This window comes from Nostoc sp. ChiSLP03a, from assembly GCF_034531215.2.
Lineage (GTDB): Bacteria > Cyanobacteriota > Cyanobacteriia > Cyanobacteriales > Nostocaceae > Nostoc.
The window spans coordinates 1-21,115 of sequence record NZ_JAVRBQ020000103.1 but is presented as its reverse complement, the minus strand read 5'-3'; the positions used below and the strand labels follow the sequence as shown (position 1 = coordinate 21,115).

Sequence of the window (21,115 nt, the reverse complement as noted above, 5' to 3'; positions counted from 1 at the left end):
AGGTGTATTTAAGTTATCTTATTCTGTAACAGACAACTCAAATATGTATAGATGGCTCGTTACGCGCTTGTAGTTGGCATTACAGATTATACAAATCAGCTTTCCAACCTCACAAAACCAGCTACAGATGCAGAAGCAGTCGCGCAGGTACTAAAGGCGCACGGTGATTTTGAGGATATCGCTGTTCTCAAAGGGAAAGTTAGTACAAATAAGTTGGCTGAAGCTTTCAAAACACTTTTGCAACAACAAGCAATTAAAAACGAAGCGCTAATTTACTTTACAGGGCATGGCATCACCGTCTCTGACAGCTTAGGAACACAACAAGCATATCTAGCAACCTCTGACTTGACAATTGTCACTCAAGGCAAGCAAATTATTGAACAAACAGGCGGGATTAGTCTTTTAAGTCTCAACAATCTAATTAGAGACTCCGACTTGAGTAGTTTAGTAGTGCTGTTAGATTGCTGTCATGGCGGTGAATTTTTAGAACGCAATCTCATCGAAAAAACTCTGACTGCCTTTATTTCACAGCGCGATTACTACTTTATTGCTGCTTGTAGAGGTTTTCAACAAGCTTATGCCAAAAAAAGCGCACAACACAGTATTTTTACAACAGCTTTGCTCGCTGGATTGTCAGTAGAGAACACTAACGATCGCGGACAGGTGACAGGCGATCGCCTTTTCGATATACTTGCCACAGAACTCAAAAGCAGTGGACAAGAACCAATCCGCATGGGTTGGGGGCGTTCCATTACTCTAATTAACCACAACATTCAAACACAAGCTCAAACCTTTGAGGTAAAAGAAGAATGTCCTTACCAAGGTTTAAAAGCCTTTGAAGCGGAACAAAAACAGTTTTTCTTTGGGCGCAAGCAGGTTGTGAGGAAGATTCTGGGGAAATTGGCACAAAAGCCCTTTGTCCCGATTATTGGCGCTTCCGGGAGTGGTAAATCTTCTGTAGTTCAGGCGGGTTTAATTCCAGAATTAGATGATAGAGTCTGGCAAATTTTACCGCCAATCAAGCCAGGATTTCAGCTGTTGCAGGAATTGAGAGCAGTTTTGAAAGCATTTTTTCCAGGGGCGAGAAAAGAAAAATTGCTGTGGGAGTTGATTACTAATGAACCGAATCCTTTACCTGTAATTCTGGAGCATCTCACAGGTGCAGAAAAATTTTTATTGGTAGTAGACCAGTTTGAGGAACTATTTACTGTCTCTGTTGCTGAACAAAAGCAGAGATTTATAGAATTGCTGACTCAGGTAGGAGAGATGACCGATTCGCGGTTGTCAGTTGTGATTACCATGCGATCGGATTTTCTGGAATCATGTTCAGATTATCCGTCTTTAAATAAATTAATTGAAAATCAGCTTGTTTTGATGCCGCGGATCGCAGGAGTTGATTTAAAAGAGACAATAACCGAACCTGCTAAACTTCAAGGTCATAGTGTTGAAGAAAGACTAGTACTGAAAATTTTAGAAGATGTTGGTAAAGAACCGGGATACTTGCCGTTGATGGAGTTTGCTTTAACTAGACTCTGGGAAAAACGCGACCAACAAAAGCATCAACTCACCCTAGAACAGTATGAAAACTTCCAAGGATTGACAGGGGCGCTGAATTTTCATGCAGAAAATGTTTATCTTTACGAAGATTATCAGCAGGATTCCCCGACTCAAGAACGAAATGAACAGGAGAAGAACTGGATTGAGCAAATTTTCTTGCGATTATTGCGAACGGGAGAGGGAGAAAAGGATACTCGACAGCGCCAACCAAAAACTGAACTGTTAACCATTGCTGGTAATGACCAAGAACAGCAGCAAGCATTAAGTGAATTGCTAGATGAAGTATTAGTGAAAGGACGTTTGCTGGTAGCTGGGAAAGATGAACAAGGAAAAGCGTGGATTGATTTAGCCCATGAAGCTTTAATTGAGAGTTGGGAGAGGTTTTCCCAATGGCGACAACAAGACCGAGATTTGCGGCGGTTGAGTGATAGGTTAGCAGATGCATTACGCGAGTGGTTGAGAAAAGGAGAGAATGAAAAATACTTAATGCAGGGGGGATTGCTGGCAGAGGTGCGGCAAAATTGGGAAAAGCTAGAGTTTTTATCATCACCTCAAGCCAAAAATTTTTATCAACGCAGTGATGCTTATGAACAGCACCAGATTGCCACATTAGAAAAGGCACTCACTGAATCACGATTGCGAGAGAAAGCCACGAGGGTAGAAAATTTATTGCCTTTCCAACCCCTAGATAGTCTAGTGCTGGCAATTCAAACAATTGGTGAAAATCAGGAGAAATTACCTCAGCATATTCTTGCACCAGTTCAGAACAGTTTGATTCAGGTGATGAATAAAGTAATAGTCTCCACTCCCTTCCGTGATCATGAGGGTATTGTATTATGTGTCGCCATCAGCGCCGATGGGCAGACGATTGTCAGTGGTGGTGCTGACGGCACGGTGCTGTTATGGAACTTCCAAGGTTTTCCCTTAGCTAAAAGATTGCGTGGTCATCAGGGTGATGTCTGGTCTGTCGCCATCAACGGCGATGGGCAGACGATTGTCAGTGGCGGTGATGACGGCACAGTGCGGTTATGGAACTTCCAAGGTCTTCCCCTAGCTGAACCATTGCGTGGTCATCAGGGTGTTGTCAGGTCTGTTACCATCAGCGCCGATGGGCAGACGATTGTCAGTGGCGGTCGTGACGGCACGGTGCGGTTGTGGAACCGCCTAGGTCTTCCCTTAGCTGAACCATTGCGTGTGCATCAGGGTATTGTCTTATGTGTCGCCATCAGCGCCGATGGGCAAACGATTGTCAGTGGCGGTCGTGACGGCACAGTGCGGTTATGGAACTTCCAAGGTCTTCCCTTAGCTGAACCATTGCGTGGTCATCAGGATTATGTCAATTCTGTTGCCATCAGCGCCGATGGACGGACGATTGTCAGTGGCGGTGATGACGGCACAGTGCGGTTGTGGAACCGCCTAGGTCTTCCCTTAGCTGAACCATTGTATGGGCATAAGGGTAATGTTTATTCTATTGCCATCAGCGCCGATGTGCAGACAATTGTCAGTGGCGGTCGTGACGGCACAGTGCGGTTGTGGAACTGCCTAGGTCTTCCCTTAGCTGAACCATTGCGTGGGCATGAGGGTGATGTTTCTTCTATTGCCATCAGCGCCGATGGGCAGACGATTGTCAGTGGTGATCGTGTCGGCACAGTAAGGTTGTGGAACCTGCAAGGTCTTCCCTTAGCTAAACCATTGCGTGGTAGGGAGAATTATATCTCTTCTATCACCATCAGCGCCGATGGGCAGACGGTTGTCAGTAGTGATCGTGGCGGCACAGTGCGGTTGTGGAACCTGCAAGGTCTTCCCTTAGATGAACCATTGTATGGTCATAATGGTGTTGTCAACTCTGTCGCCATCAGCGCCGATGGGAAAACAATTGTCAGTGGAGATCGTGACGGCACGGTGCGATTGTGGAACCTGCAAGGTCTTCCCTTAGGTAAACTATTGTGTGGTCATAATGGTGTTGTCAACTCTGTTGCCATCAGCGCCGACGGGCAGACGATTGTCAGTGGCGGTAATGACGGCACTGTGCGGTTGTGGAACCGCCTATGTCTTCCCTTAGATGAACCATTGTATGGTCATAATGGTGTTGTCAATTCTGTCGCCATCAGCGCCGATGGGCAGACAATTGTCAGTGGCAGTAAAGACGGCACTGTGCGGTTGTGGAACCGCCAAGGTCTTCTCTTAGCTGAACCATTCCGTGGTCATAAGGGTATTGTCTGGTCTGTCGCCATCAGCGGCGATGGGCAGACGATTGTCAGTGGCGGTGAAGACGGCACTGTGCGGTTGTGGCCGGGTGGCTGGCGTGCATGGTTGCAAGTCTGTTGCGACAGGTTGCGTTACCATCCCATCTTCACCAATCCGCAAACCGAGGAAGCAAAAGCCGCCTGCGAAGTCTGCCGTAAATATGTTTGGAGTAAAAGTGGGTAAAAACACGGCATTACCGTGTCTCTAAGAAGGTCTGTACTCGATTCAATTGCAAACGGCTATCAAAGCAGTAAGTGTCGGTTTGCGCTGGCAGGAACTTGCTGCTTACCTGCAACCACAAATACACGAACACGCGATCACCTTCCTGGATTTGCAATATATCTATGCATTGGTACGGGGGGTAAAGATGACTGGGCGGCAGAGATGTTAGAAAGTATGCAAACTCATGGAGAAAACGTCTTATATCATGTCCGGCTAATTAGTTATAATGCTTTTTTAGGCAGTATTCAGGATTTTTATTCATACTTGTTATTTCTAACGGTACAAGACAAAGAACTAAAAATAGTGCAATTTAAAAGTAGTGTAAATATGGTCAATTATGGACGCTGCCAAACGCCTTGCAACTCTAAATCGCATCCGCAAACTTAGCCGTCTGATGGATACATCAATACGTATCCCTTTAACAGGTTTTCGCATTGGCATAGACCCAATCATTGGTCTAGTTCCAGGTGCTGGTGATTTAATCAGTACAGCGTTTTCAGCTTACATCATATTTTTAGCGACTCAGTTTGGCATCCCGCGTGAAGACTTAGTCAAAATGATTTTTAATGTAGGTTTGGAAACAGTCGTTGGTACTGTGCCTTTAGTGGGTGATTTATTTGATGCTTTCTATAAATCCAACATTCGGAATTTGGCAATTTTAGAGCAACATTTGACAGTAGTTGAACCAGAACTAAAAAAAGTGTCTGATGAATTTTACTCTCAAAAATTCAGCCAAATTTAACTAGGAAAAGAGCGTAGTTTGCGATCGCAGGCATTGCCATTGCACATTTACTATGTATTTTCTAGTACATTATTAGCCAGTTGTAGAGAAGCGATGACCGAGCGCTGTGGCTTGTCTGCTGAGTTCTTCTACAGCGTTAGGTCAACAACTGGCGATTTGCGTCTGTTCTGTTGATATCTTATTTAAAGGGCAATTCAGAGATAAGTTATGCCAAATTGCCAAAACTTTTGAACGTGGTATCGTCACTTCAACTTTTTCTTGAAGTGGAAAGAATTGATGGGCGAACCTATCAGTTAAATTCAGCCTTAGTGTAATTAGACCTCTTGCATAAATAAAAAATAAAGAACCCCACCCCGCATTTGCTAACGCAAACGCTCCCCTCCCCGCTAGCGGGGAGGGGTTGGGGGTGGGGTGTTAGGGACTTTTGCAAGAGGTCTATTGAAAATATTGTAGAGTATAGAATTGTCCTAAGTTTTGCCCTACGCAACTCCCCCTATGACTACCGCACCCTTAAGCTGGGAAGAACTAGAAACCCTCACGGACTATCAAATAGATACCGTTAATGGTCTCACCAATGCTAGAGCCAGGTTGCGCTTGTTTGGTCAGCCGGAATCTGATGTGCGGGTAACGCTGTACCGCGATAACCACGCCTGGTGTCCTTACTGTCAAAAAGTTTGGTTATGGCTAGAGGAAAAACAGATTCCCTACCGCATCGAAAAAGTGACAATGTTCTGCTATGGGGAGAAAGAAAGTTGGTACAAACGTAAGGTACCATCAGGAATGCTCCCCGCGATCGAGCTAGATGGACGGATTATTAAGGAAAGCGATGACATTTTGATCGCTTTGGAAAAGGTATTTGCTCCATTGAACCAAGGGATGGAAGACCGCACGGTGCTGCCTCTACGTCAATTAGAACGACTTTTATTTAGAGCCTGGTGCGTTTGGCTGTGTTCTAGAACTGGTTCCTCTCAACAAGAACAACGCAACCGAGAACAATTTATCGGAGTGGTGGCTAGGGTAGAGTCGGCTCTGGGTAGCACTCCAAGCCCTTATTTTCTAGATAGCTTCGGCATCGTCGATGTCATTTTTACGCCATATCTCGAACGGATGAATGCCAGCCTTTACTATTACAAAGGCTACTCACTGCGCGAGGAAAACCCTCGTTTGAGCGCGTGGTTTGCCGCAATGGAAAGCCGACCGACCTACTGCGGTACCCAGAGCGACTTTCACACCCACGCACATGATTTGCCGCCCCAGATGGGGGGCTGTTGGGAAAACGGCGAAACCCAGACGTTTCTCAATAAAGCGCGGGTGGATAACGGCCCCTGGTTTGGGCTACCAGATGTTACTTATCCAGAACCCGAAAACTCCCGTATGGAAGCTCTTAAACGAACAATCGACCACCGGATTAATATTATCCGAGTCAACCCCTTAGATGATAAATTGTTCGATCGCGCGCTACGTTGTGCTTTAACACACATGATGACAGGGGAAGACTGCGTACCTCCATCGGGATCTGATGTTGCTCTGCGATATTTGCGCGATCGCATTAATGTACCACGAGACATGTCTATCTACGCAGCCAAGCGATTGAGAGAATCCCTAGAAAAAACCGCAGCCCTTGCGGGTGATGGGCAGCCAGCCCCCATTCCCACTAAGCATCGACGAGATCAAGACCCGTCTAACTTTGTCATCAAGTAGGATTTTAGATATTTATGTCTAACCGAGTGGCAGCAACCATGTAGCGAAAGATGTAGTCTAATAACTCAATATAATTACGAGCAGCTTCAAGAGAACAAGCCCAAACTGTCAAACCATGATCCCGAATTAGTAATGCGGATATTTGCGGTGGAGTGACGGCAAAGCGTTGTTCAATATCACCAGCAATCTGGGCAACTTGGAAATGATTAGCAAAAATTGGCATTATATAACAGGAATTTTCTTGCCAAACTCCCAAACCTTTGAGCATTTCTAGGGGTGGTAAAAGTAAACTATCACCTTCAACCAAACGAGAAACCAAATTGCTTTCAATAGAATGTATATGATAACAAGCAAGTGATTCTGGAAACAGGCGGTAAACTAATTGATGAATAGCTGTTTCAGCTGAAGGTATCATCTGGGTGGCTGATGCTTCTATTTTGCCATCTGGAGCAATCAGAACGAAATCGTTGAGTAATAACTCACCCTTAGATTTACCACTAGCTGTAATCCAAAAACTACCATCAGCTAATCGAGCCGAGAGGTTGCCGGCAGTTCCTATCATCCAACCTTGTTGGTAAAAATACCGAGCAGTGGCAATTAGTTGCAAACGAGGATCTGGTAATGTTGGGTTTAACTCCATGATTTTGCTAAATAATCCCGGATTTGGAAAAAATCATTCCAAGGAATATAGGGTTTTTGGTGTTCATCTAAATATTCTGCTAAGGGAGAGCGTGCAAAGACAACAGAAGCTTGCAATCCCATATTTAAGTCGGTAATGGAGTCACCAATCGCGATTTTTTCATCGGCTGGGTACCGATCCATAACTTGCACCTTAGCGATCAGTTCCGTATCTCCTTCGTATTCAGAATTTACTTTTAAATAAGCACTGCTAATATCGACATCTACAGCATAAATTTTTTCTATTCTATGCACTATCCTATCCAAAACAACCTCTAACATTCCCCGTAGTCCCCCAGAAATTACTATTAATGAAACTCCCTGAAACTCCAAAAAATCTAACAATTCTATAAACCCAGGACGTATCAATTGAGGTTTAGTAAATTCCAGAATTTCTGGATAACTTGCAGATGGAATTGATTGCAGAATTTCCTTGACTCCCTCTCGCAGTGTCAGCCTTTTTGCGTACATTTCAGGCAGTAGTTTTGCAGAAAGTACTGGTGCAAACTTTTTCAGAACCGCGACAAAGGTTTCATCAACTGTAATAGTGCCATCAAAGTCACAAAAAACAATCCGCTTCATACTAATTCGTAATTCGTAATTCGTAATGTTTGATAATTTGGAATTTAGCGAAGAAAGGTAGAAGACAGAAAAGATATTTTTGTCCTCTGTAGAACGGGTTTAAAGCCCCTAAATTTATTTATGGTAATTACTTTCTGCTTATCTGCCTTCTCAACTCAGCAGGGGTTGGCGAGTGCGAATTTCTCTGCCTGTATATTGGGGTATCCAACCTTCTGTGGTGATGAAATAGCGTACTGCTTTCACCCGCTTTGTTGGGGTGAGATAAAACCAATGTTCGGTTCCGGCTGGAATGTTGATATATTCTTCTGGTTGTACTGTCAGTTCTACTTGACTACCATCAGAACGTACAAAGCCAAAAATCGCTTCTCCATCAATGATGTAACGGACTTCATCATCTGCATGGGTATGAACTTGGTCAAACTTTGCCATTGACTCATCAAGGTTAGGAATCCCTTGATGAAGGACAACCAAATCACGAGATTTATAGCCGGCTGTCTGTTGTAGTTGCTCAAAGTAACTATCTATTGCTTTGAGTACTTGTTCTTTTTCATCTTCGTTGAGACTATCCTGTGCCAACAAATGTTGGAGTTGAGGGTTCTCTCCTACCGTCTGACGATTAATTTGAATATTCAAGGGTGCTAATTCTTGAGCAATGTGAATTAAATCGGTGTAGAGAGTTCCATTTTCTAGTTTGAGAACTGCCATTTTTGACCTCCAGTAAAATAGTTAGAATAAGCCTTTTGAGGCATAAGGGACTTCCAACTAAAAAAATATCCGATCGCTGTGTAAGTAGAGGAGAAGGCTTGCCGTGAGCGACTCGTGCCGAGCAAAACTGAGGTAAGCCAATGGGAGCAGGAAAAGAAATGGTATTAAGTAATTTCTATTGTGAGCGCGGTGAAACTTCTGCATTCAACCAATTGACAAAACCCTGATTAACTGCTGTCGGCGAAATTTCGGCGATAAAATTAGTGTAAGTAATATGCTCATGAATAAGTTTTTCGATTTCTAAAGCATAACCATCTTGAGTTTTGATAATTAAAACAACTTCTGGTTCTTCAGTAATTTCTCCTTGCCAACTATAAGCACAAGTAATCGGGAACCAATTGACACAAACTGCTAACTTACGTTCTAGTAATGCCCGACCAATTTGACGCGCTTCATCTGTATTATTTAAAGTTACATAGTAGATTTTCATAAAAGTTTCCGAAATTGAGAAAGCCGTTATTGGAGCGGGAATTAAGCGAGAAAATTTCCATTTAATTGAGATTGATGCTGATTATAGAATGTGTCCATAATTACCACAACAGCAAATTGTTACAGATATTAAATCTGGGTTAATTCCTTTTTATATTACTGCTACTGTGGGGACAACCTCATCTCATGCCATAGATCCATTAACAGAAATAAATGCGATCGCTTGAACGTAATAGCATCCCAGACCACTATTACCCCCTGTAACGATCGCCGTTTTACTAGCTTTAATTGGCATCATGTTCTTAGTTTCCCCTGCCTCCCTCCCCCTGCCCCCTTGCCTCTTATCAAGTACTTAGTCGCTCTATGGGCGATTTCCAGAAGGGTACTCATGCCCTAAAATGGGATGGGGTGTGTAAGGTTCTTCTAGGAATTTGCGCTCTCGATCGGAGAGTTCTAAATCCACCGCCTCGACAGCTTCTTTGAGATGTTCGATCTTGCTAGCGCCTATTATGGGAGATGTTACACCTGGCTGATGCAATAGCCAAGCTAGGGCAATTTGTGTGGGTTTAACCCCTCGTTTTGTAGCTAATTCAACTACGCGCTCAACTATTTGAAAATCTGAATCTTGATAGTAGAGTTTGTGAGCGAATTCGTCAGTTTTTGCACGTAGTGTTTGCCCATAGTCTGACTTACTGCGATTCCCTGACAAAAAGCCCCGCGCCAAGGGACTCCAAGGAATAATACCAATCCCTTGATCTTGGGCTAGAGGTATCACTTCTCGTTCTTCTTCTCGATAGACTAAATTGTAGTGATTTTGAATTGATACAAAGCGAGTCCAGCCGTGAATGTCTGCTGTATAAAGAGCTTTGGCAAACTGCCATGCGTAAACACTAGAAATCCCCAGGTAACGGACTTTACCTGCTTTCACAAGATCGTGAAGTGCTTCTAGGGTTTCTTCGATTGGTGTCTCATAGTCCCAACGGTGAATTTGGTATAAGTCTACATAATCAGTCTGTAGTCGCCGCAAAGAAGCATCAATGCTATCAAAAATATGTTTGCGAGATAGTCCTCGATCGTTTGGGCCATCGCCGACTTTACCATGTACTTTGGTAGCAATCACAACCTGATCTCTGTTTGCAAAGTCTTTGAGCGCTCGCCCGACAATTTCTTCACTCTTCCCCAAGGAATAGACATCGGCGGTATCAAAGAAGTTAATCCCCAATTCCAAAGCCAGTTTTATAAATGGGCGACTTTCTTCTTCTTCTAATACCCATTGGCGCAATTTACGGGAGCCATAAGTCATCGTGCCGAGGGTGACACGCGATACTTTGAGTCCAGTTTTGCCAAGATTTACATATTCGATCATACTGTCTGCTCTACTTTTGTTGGGATACTTAATAACGTTGTGACATTTCTAAAGCCAGTTGAAAGGTGCAATTAACTTCATCGGTGCGTCCTCAAGCTAATTTTTAATCAATCAGTAAAATGTTGTTACCAAAGGCTTTGCACTTTTCTCGCACACTCGATCTGTCTAAAATATTGCAAAGCTATGAGCATTACTTTACAACAGCTAGGATTTAAATACTATATGCCAATCGAGTTACCGGAGTTAATGACTATAAAATTAAGAATCAATCCAACGGCTCACTGCTGGCAATTGTGCACAGAACCATAGCGCACCTAAGATATTTAGACTGCCACAGACGATCAAGGCATTAGTCGCACCAAAATTCTGTGCCAAAGTTCCAGCTAACAGATTCCCAAAGGGCATCATACCCACCATTGCTAGGGCATAAAAACTCATTACCCGTCCCCGCTTATCTTCGGCAACTAGGGTTTGAATAATCATATTACTACTGGTAATCAGGAGGATAGAAAAGCAGCCTGTAAACACCAGTATGATTATGGATAATCCAACTTGACGCGATAGTGAAAAGGAAATTATACTTATCCCAATCAAGACTTGAGCGGCTACAATCAAACGCTCTAAGCCCGCAATCCCTCGCCTAACACTCAGATACAAACAAGCAAACAACGAGCCAATGGGTGCTGAGGTGCTGAGGTGAGCCATTGTAGTTGCATCCCCATTTAAAATCTTAGCCGCGAAGACGGGCATGAGCGCGACATGAGACATCCCGACTAAACCTTGTAATGCCAGTATTAATAAAATTGCTCTAATCGGCTGGAACTTGGAGACATATTCAAAGCCCTCCCGCAATTTTTGCAAAGTATCGCTCAGGCTCGTCAAGGTTTGCATAGGTCGGACTTTCAGCCGCATTGCTAGCAGGGTAAAGATAGCAGGAATATAGCTGAGAGTATCGTAGAGAAAACAATATTTCACCCCTAGCGTCGCAATCAAAATCCCGCCCATAGCAGGCCCCAATACCAGCGAGGAACTTAACATCACTGAATTTAAAGCGATCGCATTACTCCAATCGGCGCGATCGCCTACGGTTTCGGTGACGATTGTATGACGCACGGGCATATCTAATCCCTTGAGCAAACCATTGAGAACGCTCAGTACCAATAAGATGGGAAATGTAATCCAATTCTTAAAGGTAAGAATTGTTAAAGCCAGGGAAACGCTAATTCCCAATATCTGCACCACCATTAACAAGTCACGACGGCTCCAGCGATCGGACAATACGCCGGAAAAGGGAATCACTAATAATGTTGGTAAAAATTGTACAAAGCCTGCAACTCCCAACAACCAAGCCGATTTAGTCAAATCGTATACCAGCCAAGGAATAGTTAACTGCTGGGTCATAAATGTCCCAGACATTGATAGTAACTGTCCCCCAAAAAACAGGCGAAAATTACGCCAGCGAAAGGCTGGTAAATATTGGTAAATGATATTACTTACGCGATCGCCTAGTTGTCTATTCCAAATTTTCATTAGCGGAATTATACAATATTATCCTAAATCTTAGAGTACCTAATATTTAGCTTCGCTAATAATTATAGGATAATACGTAGTTTACCGCCGTAGGAATCGTTGGCTAGAAACTAAAATCCATAAGGGTTTGGAGGATTAGCCGCAAGGAACAGAACCTTCTCCCAATGGGAGAGGTTGACAGAAAGCTCTAGACGCATCGATAGAGCAATTAACGCCCGGACAACAGCTTGCTGATAAATTAGCAAACCATGTAGGCTCTTGGAAATTCCTGATTTGCCAAAGTACCATTTTGCCGGGATGGGTGGGAATGAACTTGACACCAGGAGTTACCCACTGGGATAATTCACCGTTCATCATGCTCAACTTAGTGTTTTCATTTGCTTCAGCCTACACAGCGCCAATTGTATTGATGAGTCAGAATCGCCAGTCTGACACTGACCGCAGAAGTGCCGAAATCGACCACCAAGTGAATCTAAAAGCCAGTCAAAATATTGAACTACTACATCAGAAATTGGATGAATTACACTCTCAAAGGCTTAACGAACTAACTAAAATTATCAAAGAGCAGCAACAAATTATTAATGAGATGAAAGAAACTATAGTATATAGTCCGACAGAGAATAAAGAAGCTAAAGTGGCTCTATTACCAGGCTTGCATATTCAAACTAATAGCAAATTTCCTAAACAACCTTCTAGCAATAAATATTTTACAGTTGCTCAAGCAGTTGGAGACAATAACAAAGTTGTTGAAAAACTGATTTGTCACTAAAAAGTAGCCAGAAATGCTTTTTTTTTAGCAGATAAGAGTATGAATTTTTTCTTCATGATAGTGGATTTAGTTAAACTCAAGCTCTTGAAATAGTAATTTATGCTTGGATATTTATCTAAGATTGTAGACCATAAGCTTTTCTATAATATGGCTTATGGTTTACATTGATAATCATGTATGTTGTAAAAATTATGAGAATTTCAAGCTATTTATTTTAAAGATTTCTGAGCTTGAATTTGGTCAAAAATAGCACCTTCATTAAAAAATTTCTGTTGAATCTTGTTCCATCCTCCTAAATCTTCTGCTTTCAACAGAGTTTTAACTTTAGGAAAATTGCTACCCAATTCTTTTGCAATTGTATTATTTACAGGACGAAATCCTATTTTGGAAAATTCCCGTTGTACCTCTGGGGTATAGAGATATTGAACAAATGCTTCTGCAACTTTCCGAGTCCCGTGTTGCTCAACGTTCTTATCTACCACAGCAATTGGATTATCAATAGATATATTCACATCAGGGACAACATATGAGAACTTTTCGCCTTTTTGTTTTGATAAAATCATTTCATTTTCATAGTTGAGTAAAGCATCCCCTTGACCTTGTTTAAAGAACAATTCGCTGGCATTACGAGCAGTCTTGGGCAGCACAAGTACATTTTTATAAACTTTAGAAGTAAAATCTAATGCTTGCTTTTCATTCTGACCAGTTTTTGTTATGTAACCCCATAAACTTAAGAAGTTCCATCGCGCACCACCAGATGTTTTTGGGTTAGCTGTCAGTACGCTGACTCCTGGTCTTGTCAAATCTGTCCATGTTTTAATATTTTTGGGATTTCCCTCACGAGTAGCGATCGCACCTACGGATTGGGTGACAATTGCATTATTTGGTGCTTCTTTTTCCCAACCCGGTTGAATAAAACCTGTCTGAACCAGTTTGTCAACATCAAGGGCTAGTGACAGGTGTATCACATCAGCCTCTAAACCATCAATCACATTTAGGGTTTGAGAACCAGACCCATCATAACTTTCAGTAAACTTCAGATTTTGGTTATGCTCTTTTTTCCATTTTTCTACAAATTGTGGAATAATTTGCTCGTATGCAGCCTTGGTCACTGAGTAAGAAACAAACGTTAGGTTTAGATCGCGCTCTGAAGTGGCGATTCTATTACCAGTGTTATCAACATTAGCTCCAGAGCAAGCACTCATTACTATACTTAAGCTTACTCCCGCCAAAAATAGGGATATAAACCCCCAGTTTCTTATAGCTTGCCAAGCTTTAACAGTACGAGTGTGAACTTGTTTCCTGATATAGTTTAACTTCCAAGTATGCTGCCGCTTGTTTCTCAAAATTTCCCTCCTCTGTTAAATTCGGTAAGCCGAGAGATTTACTGTAGTTTAGAGTTATTATAAGATAGTTGCGATTTATTACATAACCTTTGATTAACCTAAATTTAAACAAGTTGTATATGTAGAACACCGAAAGCACTTCACCTGCCAAATCGTTGAGGCTCAAATGGTGTTAAGTTAAGCTCAAACAAGCAACTAGAGGGAATTCCTGCACGGGGCAGCAGTCCTGGAGCTAATGCAATTCGCTACTATTGCCAAAGTATTGGCGCGAGTGGATGGAAAATTTTTGAGTTTTCAAAATTCTGTAGATGCGTAGGCGTAGCCCGCCGCAGGCATCGCTTCTCCCCCCTCCCACAATTGCAAAAAGCCAGCCTTTCACCTCCAAAGTTATCTCTTTTGGGCTAGTGAGTCACCAATGACCATGAAAATTGCAAATCCCTCAAAGCCTGGGCTAGAGAGGGATTTTTGGTTATTGGGTATTGGGTGTAGTGTTAGGGATTGGGTTGCTAGTTTAAATTATTTGCTTTCTCAACTGCTTCCTTTAACTCTTCAAAGGTAATACTGCCGTCTTTGTCTGAATCATAATTTACTAGCAATTCCTGGGGACTAGTGGTATTTGTTTCTGATGAAATGATTGCACTTAAGCCAGGACTTAAAAAAAGGTCATTAATGGATACTTTGCCATCTCCATCGGTATCTAAGGAATTAAAAAGGGATTGAAGCTCTTGCTCGGTCATGATAAGTTTCTATCTGAACTAGTTTTTCAACTTAATATCTCATTAATCTTTGATTAATATCTCAAAATTAAAAAAACTTGTATCTTTAGACGTAGAAACGCGATCGCTGGGGCTGAGATCGGGTGTACACTATGGGTTACAGGGTTTACAGTCTGACGACGAAAATAAATCGATTAGGCGTAGCCCGCACAACTCTTAGAGACGCTCTTGCTAGCTTGCTTAAGAGGAGGGGGTACGACAAAGCTACTTCGGCTGCGCTCAGTACAAGTCAGTGACCACTGCAAGCATCGCTTGTTGGTTGAGTACAATTTCAAAGCCTTGCAATAATCGATCGAATGCCTTACGGTTTAGTCCAGTCAATGCTCTCAGCAGGCGGTCTTCTTTCAAAACCCGATTGATGTCTAGCATTTTTCTGTCTGATTCCAGTTGCTAATCGTTACTCTACCTGATGAAGCGACAAGTCTAAAGAAGACTAGTCAAAAATTCTTAGCTAATTTTCCGGAATGGGTAACAATGGCGTGGTAGTAAATATCAGAGCATCGATATTATACTGAACCTCTATAACTAACCTTCGGGGAATATATCCCCATTGTTTCCCTCAAGAACCCGGTTATTAAAACCGGGTTTTTGGTGTTTATACCAAGTTACAGTCGAGCAAGTCAGGGACAGAGCGATGCCTACGGCTGGCTACACCAACGCAGCACTTCTCTCAATTGTCTGGGTATCAAATAAAACTATTGTCCAGAAACTTTTAAGAGATTTTATTGGTCTGGTTCTTCAAATTCTGCAAAAATCAACCAATGTCATCTTCTGCTCAAGGTATTCCCGGATTACCCGATTTGACGCATCCAGTTGAGCTTGTTCAATTTGGAACCCAGGCGCTCAAAGCTTCATTGTTATTAGTATTTTTGGTTGTAGCTTTAGGAATTGCGATCGCACTCATCAGTTTTTCTCTGCGTCGCAGCCAGCCGGAACAATTTATATTCATTGGCGAATGGGCTGTTCGTTATTCCCAACTGTTGCGGGGATTACAGCATTTAACTTTAGTATTAGTCTTGTTAGTTCCGGGATTTTTTCTCTGTTCGACTTTGAGCAATCGCTATCACTACTGGGAACAAACAAAGGTGGCTCAAGTAGCTGAAAGTGTCGCAGGTGAAAAGCTCGAACAATCTGCCCCGCAAGTTCGCTACACTATCCAAGAGCCATACTCTTATACCACGCAAAGCAATGGCAAGATAGTCAAAGTCAATGATACGCGAGAGATTAACCGCTTCTTAACGCTGGGTGGTTCGCAAATTCAAGTCAAGCTAGACCAAAGCGTAGATGTTCCAGGTCGCAGTTCAATTTATCGCGTGGAATACACTGCTGATTATAAAGTAGTTAACCAACTCAAGGATATTAATAATTTCTTTTTTGAAGCATCGCCACCTAACGGCTACACACTTCTTGCTGGCTACAAAGTAGAGCGTAACGGTACTAGGCTACAACAAACTAATCCGGGAGACTATGGCTTTCCCTTCCAGCTGCAACCAGGAGAAGAAACCACTTTTCGAGTCACCTATCAGGCTCAAGGCGGGCCGCGTTGGGTTTATAGTGCAACGGGACAATTGCTTTCTAATTTTCGCCTCACAGCAATTGCCAACTTTGCTCCGGCTGATTTTGCTAGTGGTGTTGTACCGAATGGGATTAAAGTTAATGGACGTAGTACTCAGTTTACTTGGATATTTGACGATAATGTTTCAGTCAAAAATCCCTTTGGAGTCTTTACCAACACCGAACCCATTCGTCATACTGGCATCATTCCCCGGCTTTTATTGCTAGCCCCGGCAATATTTTTGTGGTGGATATTATTGTTATATTTGTCACTGCCAATGAGTTTTAGAAATATTGCGATCGCTGCTAGTATTTTCTTTGCTTGTCTGTTGACTTTGACCTATCTAGCTCGTGTTATCAATGCTCAGTTGGCTTGGACTTTAATTTCCATAATTTTACTAATTTTAACATGGGGATTGGGAGCTAGCCGCAGTGCTTCTTTGGCTGCGATCGCTGCTACTATTGCTGGAGCAGTACTACCTATTTTTGGATTATTAATACCGTTTAGCGGACTAACCCTTAGTTTGGCGGGTTTGCTTTCAGCGGTTTGGCTAGCAGTTCGTCACTGGTTTGGCTGGTACAGTTTGCACCCAGAAGATCAAAGATTGCAGACTCAGAAAAATGCTAAAGATTAGATAATTCCGCTATGATTAGCGAAGTTTTAGCGTCGGGTATTTATGGATAACGATTTACTCGCTTTCTTTGCGGCGGCTGGGTTACTCATTCTCTATCTTATCTTCTCAGCTTTAACTGAAATGGGGACTAAATTGCCTTGGAAGAAATAAGCTGATGGGCTAAAAAGTTTACACTTTTAAACCTTATTGGGCTTGGAAAAAAAAGTAACCATTATTTAGGCTTAGGTAATATATTGATTGTTCGAGGAGTGCCAAATGCGCGATCCAGAGAAGAACCAGATTAAAGTCGAGCCGGCAACTCTGGTTTTGATTGTATCTGTTTTAATACTTTTGCCTCTGCTGGTTGTTGGTTTTTTCTCGCAGTGAAGTTAGCCTGATGCTCTTTTTCTCAGGTGCGTTAAGAGTAGCTTAACGCACCATATATCAAAACTACTTAGGCAAAACCTGCCGCAATGCGGCTAAAAGTTGGTCAACACTTTCCTTTCGACTATTAAAGCCCATCAATCCCACGCGCCAAACTTTACCTGCGAGTTCGCCAAGACCACCGCCAATTTCAATATTATGTTCATTGAGTAACTGCTGTGCGATCGCTTTACCATCTACCCCGGCTGGAATACGGACAGTGGTAAGCGTTGGTAATCTATACTCTTGCTCAACGTGCATACTCAGTCCTAAATTCTCTAAACCTTCCCAGAGATATTCTACGTTCTTTTGATGCCGCTGCCAGGAATTTGCTAATCCCTCTTCTGCAAGCAAACGTAGTGCTTCCCGCAATGCATAGTATAAATTAATCGGTGCTGTGTGGTGATAGGTGCGTTCAGCACCCCAATACTTACCCAGCAACAACATATCTAAATACCAGTTTGCAACTTTCGTTCGCCGCTGTTGCAATTTCTCAACTGCACGCGCACTCATTGTAAAAGGAGAAGCACCAGGCGGGCAACCTAACCCTTTTTGGCTACAACTATAGGCTAAGTCAACTCCCCAAGCATCCAAAAACAAGGGGACACCGCCCAAACTTGTCACCGTATCCACTAATAACAAAGTGCCAAATTCACGACACAAATCAGCGACCCCTTCCAAGGGTTGACGTGCGCCAGTGGAAGTTTCGGCATGAACTAGAGCTAAGATAGCTGGACGATGAGTTTTTAAGGCAGTTTGGAGTTCATCCAAATTAAAGACTTGTCCCCAAGGTTTGGTAATGGTTCGCACATCAGCGCCATAACGTCCAGCCATATCTACGAGGCGATTACCAAAGTAACCAGCTACACCGATTAAAACTACATCACCGGGTTCTACAGCATTGGCAATGGTTGCTTCCATTGCAGCTGTTCCCGTACCGCTGACTGCAATGGTAAGTGAGTTTTCTGTTTGCCATACGTACCGTAGCAACGACTGAATTTCATCCATGAGTGCGAGAAAAGTTGGGTCAAGATGCCCAACGGGTGAAGTATTCATCGCTTGGAGAACTGTGGGATGGGCATTAGATGGCCCTGGCCCCAACAGCAGACGGGATGGGATTTCTAGCGGCGTGAGTTGCAAGCGCCCGGAGTCGTTAATTGAAATTGTTTGCGTCATAAATCTCTTTTCATTTAGACGATACTTACCGGATCATATAGGAATCCGATTTGATTCCTGAACTTACTTGTCTAGGGAGGGAACAGGAAATCTGGGAATAGGGCATTGCAGAACAGTGGTATGAATTGAGGCAAGCAGGGGAAACTAAGGGAAAATTTGGACGTTGCTAAATCATCTCGCAAATATGCAACGTCGGTATATAGATGTTTACTGAGTTTTTTATCAAAAGTTCAGCTACTTTCTATGCCCAAAATTTCTAAATCTTCATTAATTAAACTAGTGGATTTACCGAGGGAAAGGATTTATTTTATTCCTAAATTGAAAGTGAAAGCAACTACAATAAACGATCTGCAAAAAGTTTCATTTTAGCTGAATATCAGGGATTTACTCTTGGACAATTATGATAAAGCATAGTAGCAATAAAAACTTTACTATACACAAAATATCTAACAGCATTAATATTAAACCAACTTTAAACTTGTATCCTACTCGCCTAGTTTTTATTGACCCACAGGTTGATGACTACCAAAGTCTGGTGATGGGTGTATTACCAGATACCTCAGTTGTAGTCTTAGATGCCAACCAAGATGGCATTGAGCAAATTAGTCAAGTGCTGGAGTCTCATCAGGGAGTCAATAGTCTGCACATTGTTTCCCACGGCGCACCTGGGTGCATCTATTTGGGCAACAGTCAACTCAACAACGAAACGCTCAATCGTTATGCAGCCCAACTTATGGGTTGGGCAAATGCTTTGGGTGAAGACGCACAACTACTGCTATATGGTTGCAAAGTCGCTCAAACCGAGCCAGGTGTATTGTTTATACGCTGTCTGAGCGAATTGACAGGTGCAGTAGTAGCTGCCTCTGATGACTTGACAGGGAGTGCTGCATTAGGTGGTGATTGGGAACTGGAGGTTTCTACAGCACCTATTGTTCCTCGTTTAGCGTTTCGGCATGAAGTAATAACAGCCTACGCTTCAATTCTATCTGTAGTTCTCGATCCCAGCTTTGATAGTGATGGCAAGGTCACTACTGATATTGGTACTAATACCACTGACATTGCTAGAAGCATTGTCATACAAGACGATGGCAAGATTGTGGTAGCGGGAGTGAGTAATAATAACTTTGCTGTGGTACGTTACAACAGTAATGGTAGTCTCGACACCAGCTTTGGTACTGCTGGCAAAGTCACTACTGACTTCGGCAATACTGACATAGCCTACAGCATTGCCCTGCAAGACGATGGCAAGATTCTGGTAGCGGGAGCGAGTAGTAGTAACTTTGCTGTGGTACGTTACAACAGCAATGGTAGTCTCGACACCAGCTTTGGTACTGCTGGCAAGGTTACTACTAACTTGGGCAGTACAGACATAGGCTACAGCATTACCTTGCAAGACGATGGCAAGATTTTGGTGGCAGGAAAGCGCGGTAATGATTTTGCTGTGGTACGTTACAACAGTAATGGTAGTCTCGACACCAGCTTTGGTACTGCTGGCAAGGTAATTACTGATATTGGTACTAATACCACAGACATCGCCTACAGCATTGCCCTGCAAGACGATGGCAAGATTCTGTTAGCGGGAGTGAGTAGTAGTAACTTTGCTGTAGTACGTTATGACAGCAATGGAAGTCTTGACACCAGCTTTGGTACTGCTGGCAAGGTAATTACTGATATTGGTACTAATACCACAGACACCGCCTACAGCATTGCCCTGCAAGACGATGGCAAGATTCTGTTAGCGGGAGTGAGTAGTAGTAACTTTGCTGTAGTACGTTACGACAGCAATGGAAGTCTCGACACCAGCTTTGGTAGTACTGGCAAGGTCATTACTAACTTGGGCGGTACTGACATAGCTTACAGCGTTAGCGTGCAAGCTAATGGCAAAATTATTGTGGCGGGTTCGAGTAACAATAACTTTGCTTTAGTACGTTACAACAGCAATGGTACTCTTGACACTGATTTCAACACTACTGGCATTATCACTACTGATATCGGCACAAAGACTACTGATAATGCCTATGCTCTCACCCAACAGGATGGTACGATAATAGTCGCGGGAATAAGCGCCAATAACTTTGCTGTGGCACGTTACAGGGTTAACCAAAATCCAGTACTAGTGAAGGAAATCGCAGACAAAGAGACTCCAGAAGACATAAATTTCAACTTCACAATCTCAGATAGCTTCCAAGATCAAGATCCTGAAGACACTCTCGCTTACACTGCCACTCTCGAAAATGGTGACTCTCTACCGAGTTGGTTGAGTTTTAATGCTGCAACCAAAACCTTCAGTGGCACTCCCTTAAATGCAAACGTGGGTAGCTTAAACATTAAAGTTACTGCCACAGATACTTATCTTGCTCAAATCAGTGATGTATTTACACTCACCGTTAATAACGTCAACGATCCGCCAGAGGTGGTGAATGAAATTGCTAACCAACAAGCAACAGAAGACACACTTTTCACCTTCATTATCCCAGACAACACCTTTAAGGATGTTGATGCTGGCGACACTCTCACCTACACTGCCACTCTCGAAAACAGTGACCCACTCCCCAGTTGGCTGAGTTTTAATGCTGCGACCAAAACCTTCAGTGGCACTCCCTTAAATGCAAATGTCGGCAGCCTCAACATTAAAGTT

At 42.9% G+C, this 21,115-nt stretch carries 19 protein-coding genes; 8 read left to right on the top strand and 11 right to left on the bottom strand.

Annotated features, from left to right (window positions below):
• Positions 1–51: 51 nt before the first annotated feature.
• The 4 genes from RMY32_RS16760 (at position 52) to RMY32_RS16745 (ending at position 6,469) form a co-directional block, all read left to right on the top strand.
• Positions 52–3,987 (top strand): caspase family protein, encoded by a 3,936-nt coding sequence (locus RMY32_RS16760; RefSeq protein WP_322712437.1) that lies wholly within the window; start codon positions 52–54, stop codon positions 3,985–3,987.
• A gap of 46 nt (positions 3,988–4,033) precedes the next feature.
• The gene (locus RMY32_RS16755; protein ID WP_322712436.1) at positions 4,034–4,195 is read left to right on the top strand and encodes a hypothetical protein; all 162 of its coding nucleotides are present in this window, start codon (positions 4,034–4,036) and stop codon (positions 4,193–4,195) included.
• Positions 4,196–4,363: 168 nt separating this feature from the next.
• Positions 4,364–4,768 (top strand): DUF4112 domain-containing protein, encoded by a 405-nt coding sequence (locus RMY32_RS16750; protein WP_322712435.1) that lies wholly within the window; start codon positions 4,364–4,366, stop codon positions 4,766–4,768.
• A gap of 495 nt (positions 4,769–5,263) precedes the next feature.
• Complete coding sequence (locus RMY32_RS16745) at positions 5,264–6,469, top strand: glutathione S-transferase family protein (RefSeq protein ID WP_322712434.1); 1,206 nt, start codon at positions 5,264–5,266, stop codon at positions 6,467–6,469.
• A 4-nt stretch (positions 6,470–6,473) separates the two neighbouring features.
• On the opposite strand, the gene mtnB is transcribed toward RMY32_RS16745, so the two are convergent.
• The 4 genes from mtnB to cutA all read right to left on the bottom strand — a co-directional run bounded on the left by mtnB (position 6,474) and on the right by cutA (position 8,924).
• On the bottom strand, positions 6,474–7,109 hold the full coding sequence (gene mtnB / locus RMY32_RS16740) for a methylthioribulose 1-phosphate dehydratase (protein WP_322712432.1): 636 nt from the start codon (positions 7,107–7,109) through the stop codon (positions 6,474–6,476).
• Positions 7,100–7,729: an HAD-IB family phosphatase gene (locus RMY32_RS16735; RefSeq protein ID WP_322712431.1), complete on the bottom strand. Its 630-nt coding sequence runs from the start codon at positions 7,727–7,729 to the stop codon at positions 7,100–7,102. The genes mtnB and RMY32_RS16735 overlap by 10 nt, the downstream gene beginning before the upstream one ends.
• Positions 7,730–7,879: 150 nt before the next feature.
• Positions 7,880–8,434: a cupin domain-containing protein gene (locus tag RMY32_RS16730; protein ID WP_322712430.1), complete on the bottom strand. Its 555-nt coding sequence runs from the start codon at positions 8,432–8,434 to the stop codon at positions 7,880–7,882.
• 175 nt (positions 8,435–8,609) lie between these two features.
• Entirely contained in the window at positions 8,610–8,924 is a 315-nt protein-coding gene (gene cutA / locus RMY32_RS16725) for a divalent-cation tolerance protein CutA (protein WP_322712429.1), read from the bottom strand.
• Positions 8,925–9,039: 115 nt separating this feature from the next.
• Here cutA and RMY32_RS16720 point away from each other — a divergent pair, with 115 nt between their 5' ends.
• Complete coding sequence (locus RMY32_RS16720) at positions 9,040–9,150, top strand: hypothetical protein (protein ID WP_409883265.1); 111 nt, start codon at positions 9,040–9,042, stop codon at positions 9,148–9,150.
• A 134-nt stretch (positions 9,151–9,284) separates the two neighbouring features.
• Here RMY32_RS16720 and RMY32_RS16715 read toward each other — a convergent pair whose 3' ends face one another.
• The 3 genes from RMY32_RS16715 to RMY32_RS16705 form a co-directional block, all read right to left on the bottom strand.
• Complete coding sequence (locus RMY32_RS16715) at positions 9,285–10,289, bottom strand: aldo/keto reductase (protein ID WP_322712427.1); 1,005 nt, start codon at positions 10,287–10,289, stop codon at positions 9,285–9,287.
• 258 nt (positions 10,290–10,547) lie between these two features.
• Entirely contained in the window at positions 10,548–11,819 is a 1,272-nt protein-coding gene (locus RMY32_RS16710; RefSeq protein ID WP_322712425.1) for an MFS transporter, read from the bottom strand.
• A 110-nt stretch (positions 11,820–11,929) separates the two neighbouring features.
• On the bottom strand, positions 11,930–12,139 hold the full coding sequence (locus RMY32_RS16705; RefSeq protein ID WP_322712424.1) for a hypothetical protein: 210 nt from the start codon (positions 12,137–12,139) through the stop codon (positions 11,930–11,932).
• On the opposite strand from RMY32_RS16705, the gene RMY32_RS16700 reads away from it, so the two are divergent.
• Positions 12,127–12,588, top strand: coding sequence for a DUF1003 domain-containing protein (locus tag RMY32_RS16700; RefSeq protein ID WP_322712422.1), 462 nt, complete (start codon positions 12,127–12,129; stop codon positions 12,586–12,588). The two genes, RMY32_RS16705 and RMY32_RS16700, sit on opposite strands and share 13 nt — an antisense overlap.
• Before the next feature lie 209 nt (positions 12,589–12,797).
• Here the strand turns inward: RMY32_RS16700 and RMY32_RS16695 are convergent, their stop codons facing one another.
• The 3 genes from RMY32_RS16695 to RMY32_RS16685 form a co-directional block, all read right to left on the bottom strand.
• A complete protein-coding gene (locus RMY32_RS16695; RefSeq protein WP_322712533.1) occupies positions 12,798–13,895 on the bottom strand; it encodes a sulfate ABC transporter substrate-binding protein in 1,098 nt (365 codons plus the stop codon).
• Between the two features lie 545 nt (positions 13,896–14,440).
• Complete coding sequence (locus RMY32_RS16690) at positions 14,441–14,674, bottom strand: EF-hand domain-containing protein (protein ID WP_322712532.1); 234 nt, start codon at positions 14,672–14,674, stop codon at positions 14,441–14,443.
• A 255-nt stretch (positions 14,675–14,929) separates the two neighbouring features.
• Entirely contained in the window at positions 14,930–15,079 is a 150-nt protein-coding gene (locus RMY32_RS16685; protein WP_322712421.1) for a hypothetical protein, read from the bottom strand.
• Between the two features lie 392 nt (positions 15,080–15,471).
• Between RMY32_RS16685 and RMY32_RS16680 the strand changes: the two genes are divergently transcribed.
• Positions 15,472–16,899, top strand: coding sequence for a hypothetical protein (locus RMY32_RS16680; protein ID WP_322712419.1), 1,428 nt, complete (start codon positions 15,472–15,474; stop codon positions 16,897–16,899).
• 429 nt (positions 16,900–17,328) lie between these two features.
• Here the strand turns inward: RMY32_RS16680 and RMY32_RS16675 are convergent, their stop codons facing one another.
• Positions 17,329–18,477 carry an alanine--glyoxylate aminotransferase family protein gene (locus RMY32_RS16675; protein WP_322712418.1) on the bottom strand — a complete coding sequence of 383 codons (1,149 nt, stop codon included), beginning with the start codon at positions 18,475–18,477 and terminating at the stop codon, positions 17,329–17,331.
• A 400-nt stretch (positions 18,478–18,877) separates the two neighbouring features.
• Here RMY32_RS16675 and RMY32_RS16670 point away from each other — a divergent pair.
• On the top strand, positions 18,878–21,115 hold a 2,238-nt coding region (locus RMY32_RS16670), incomplete at its 3' end, for a DUF4347 domain-containing protein (RefSeq protein WP_322712416.1).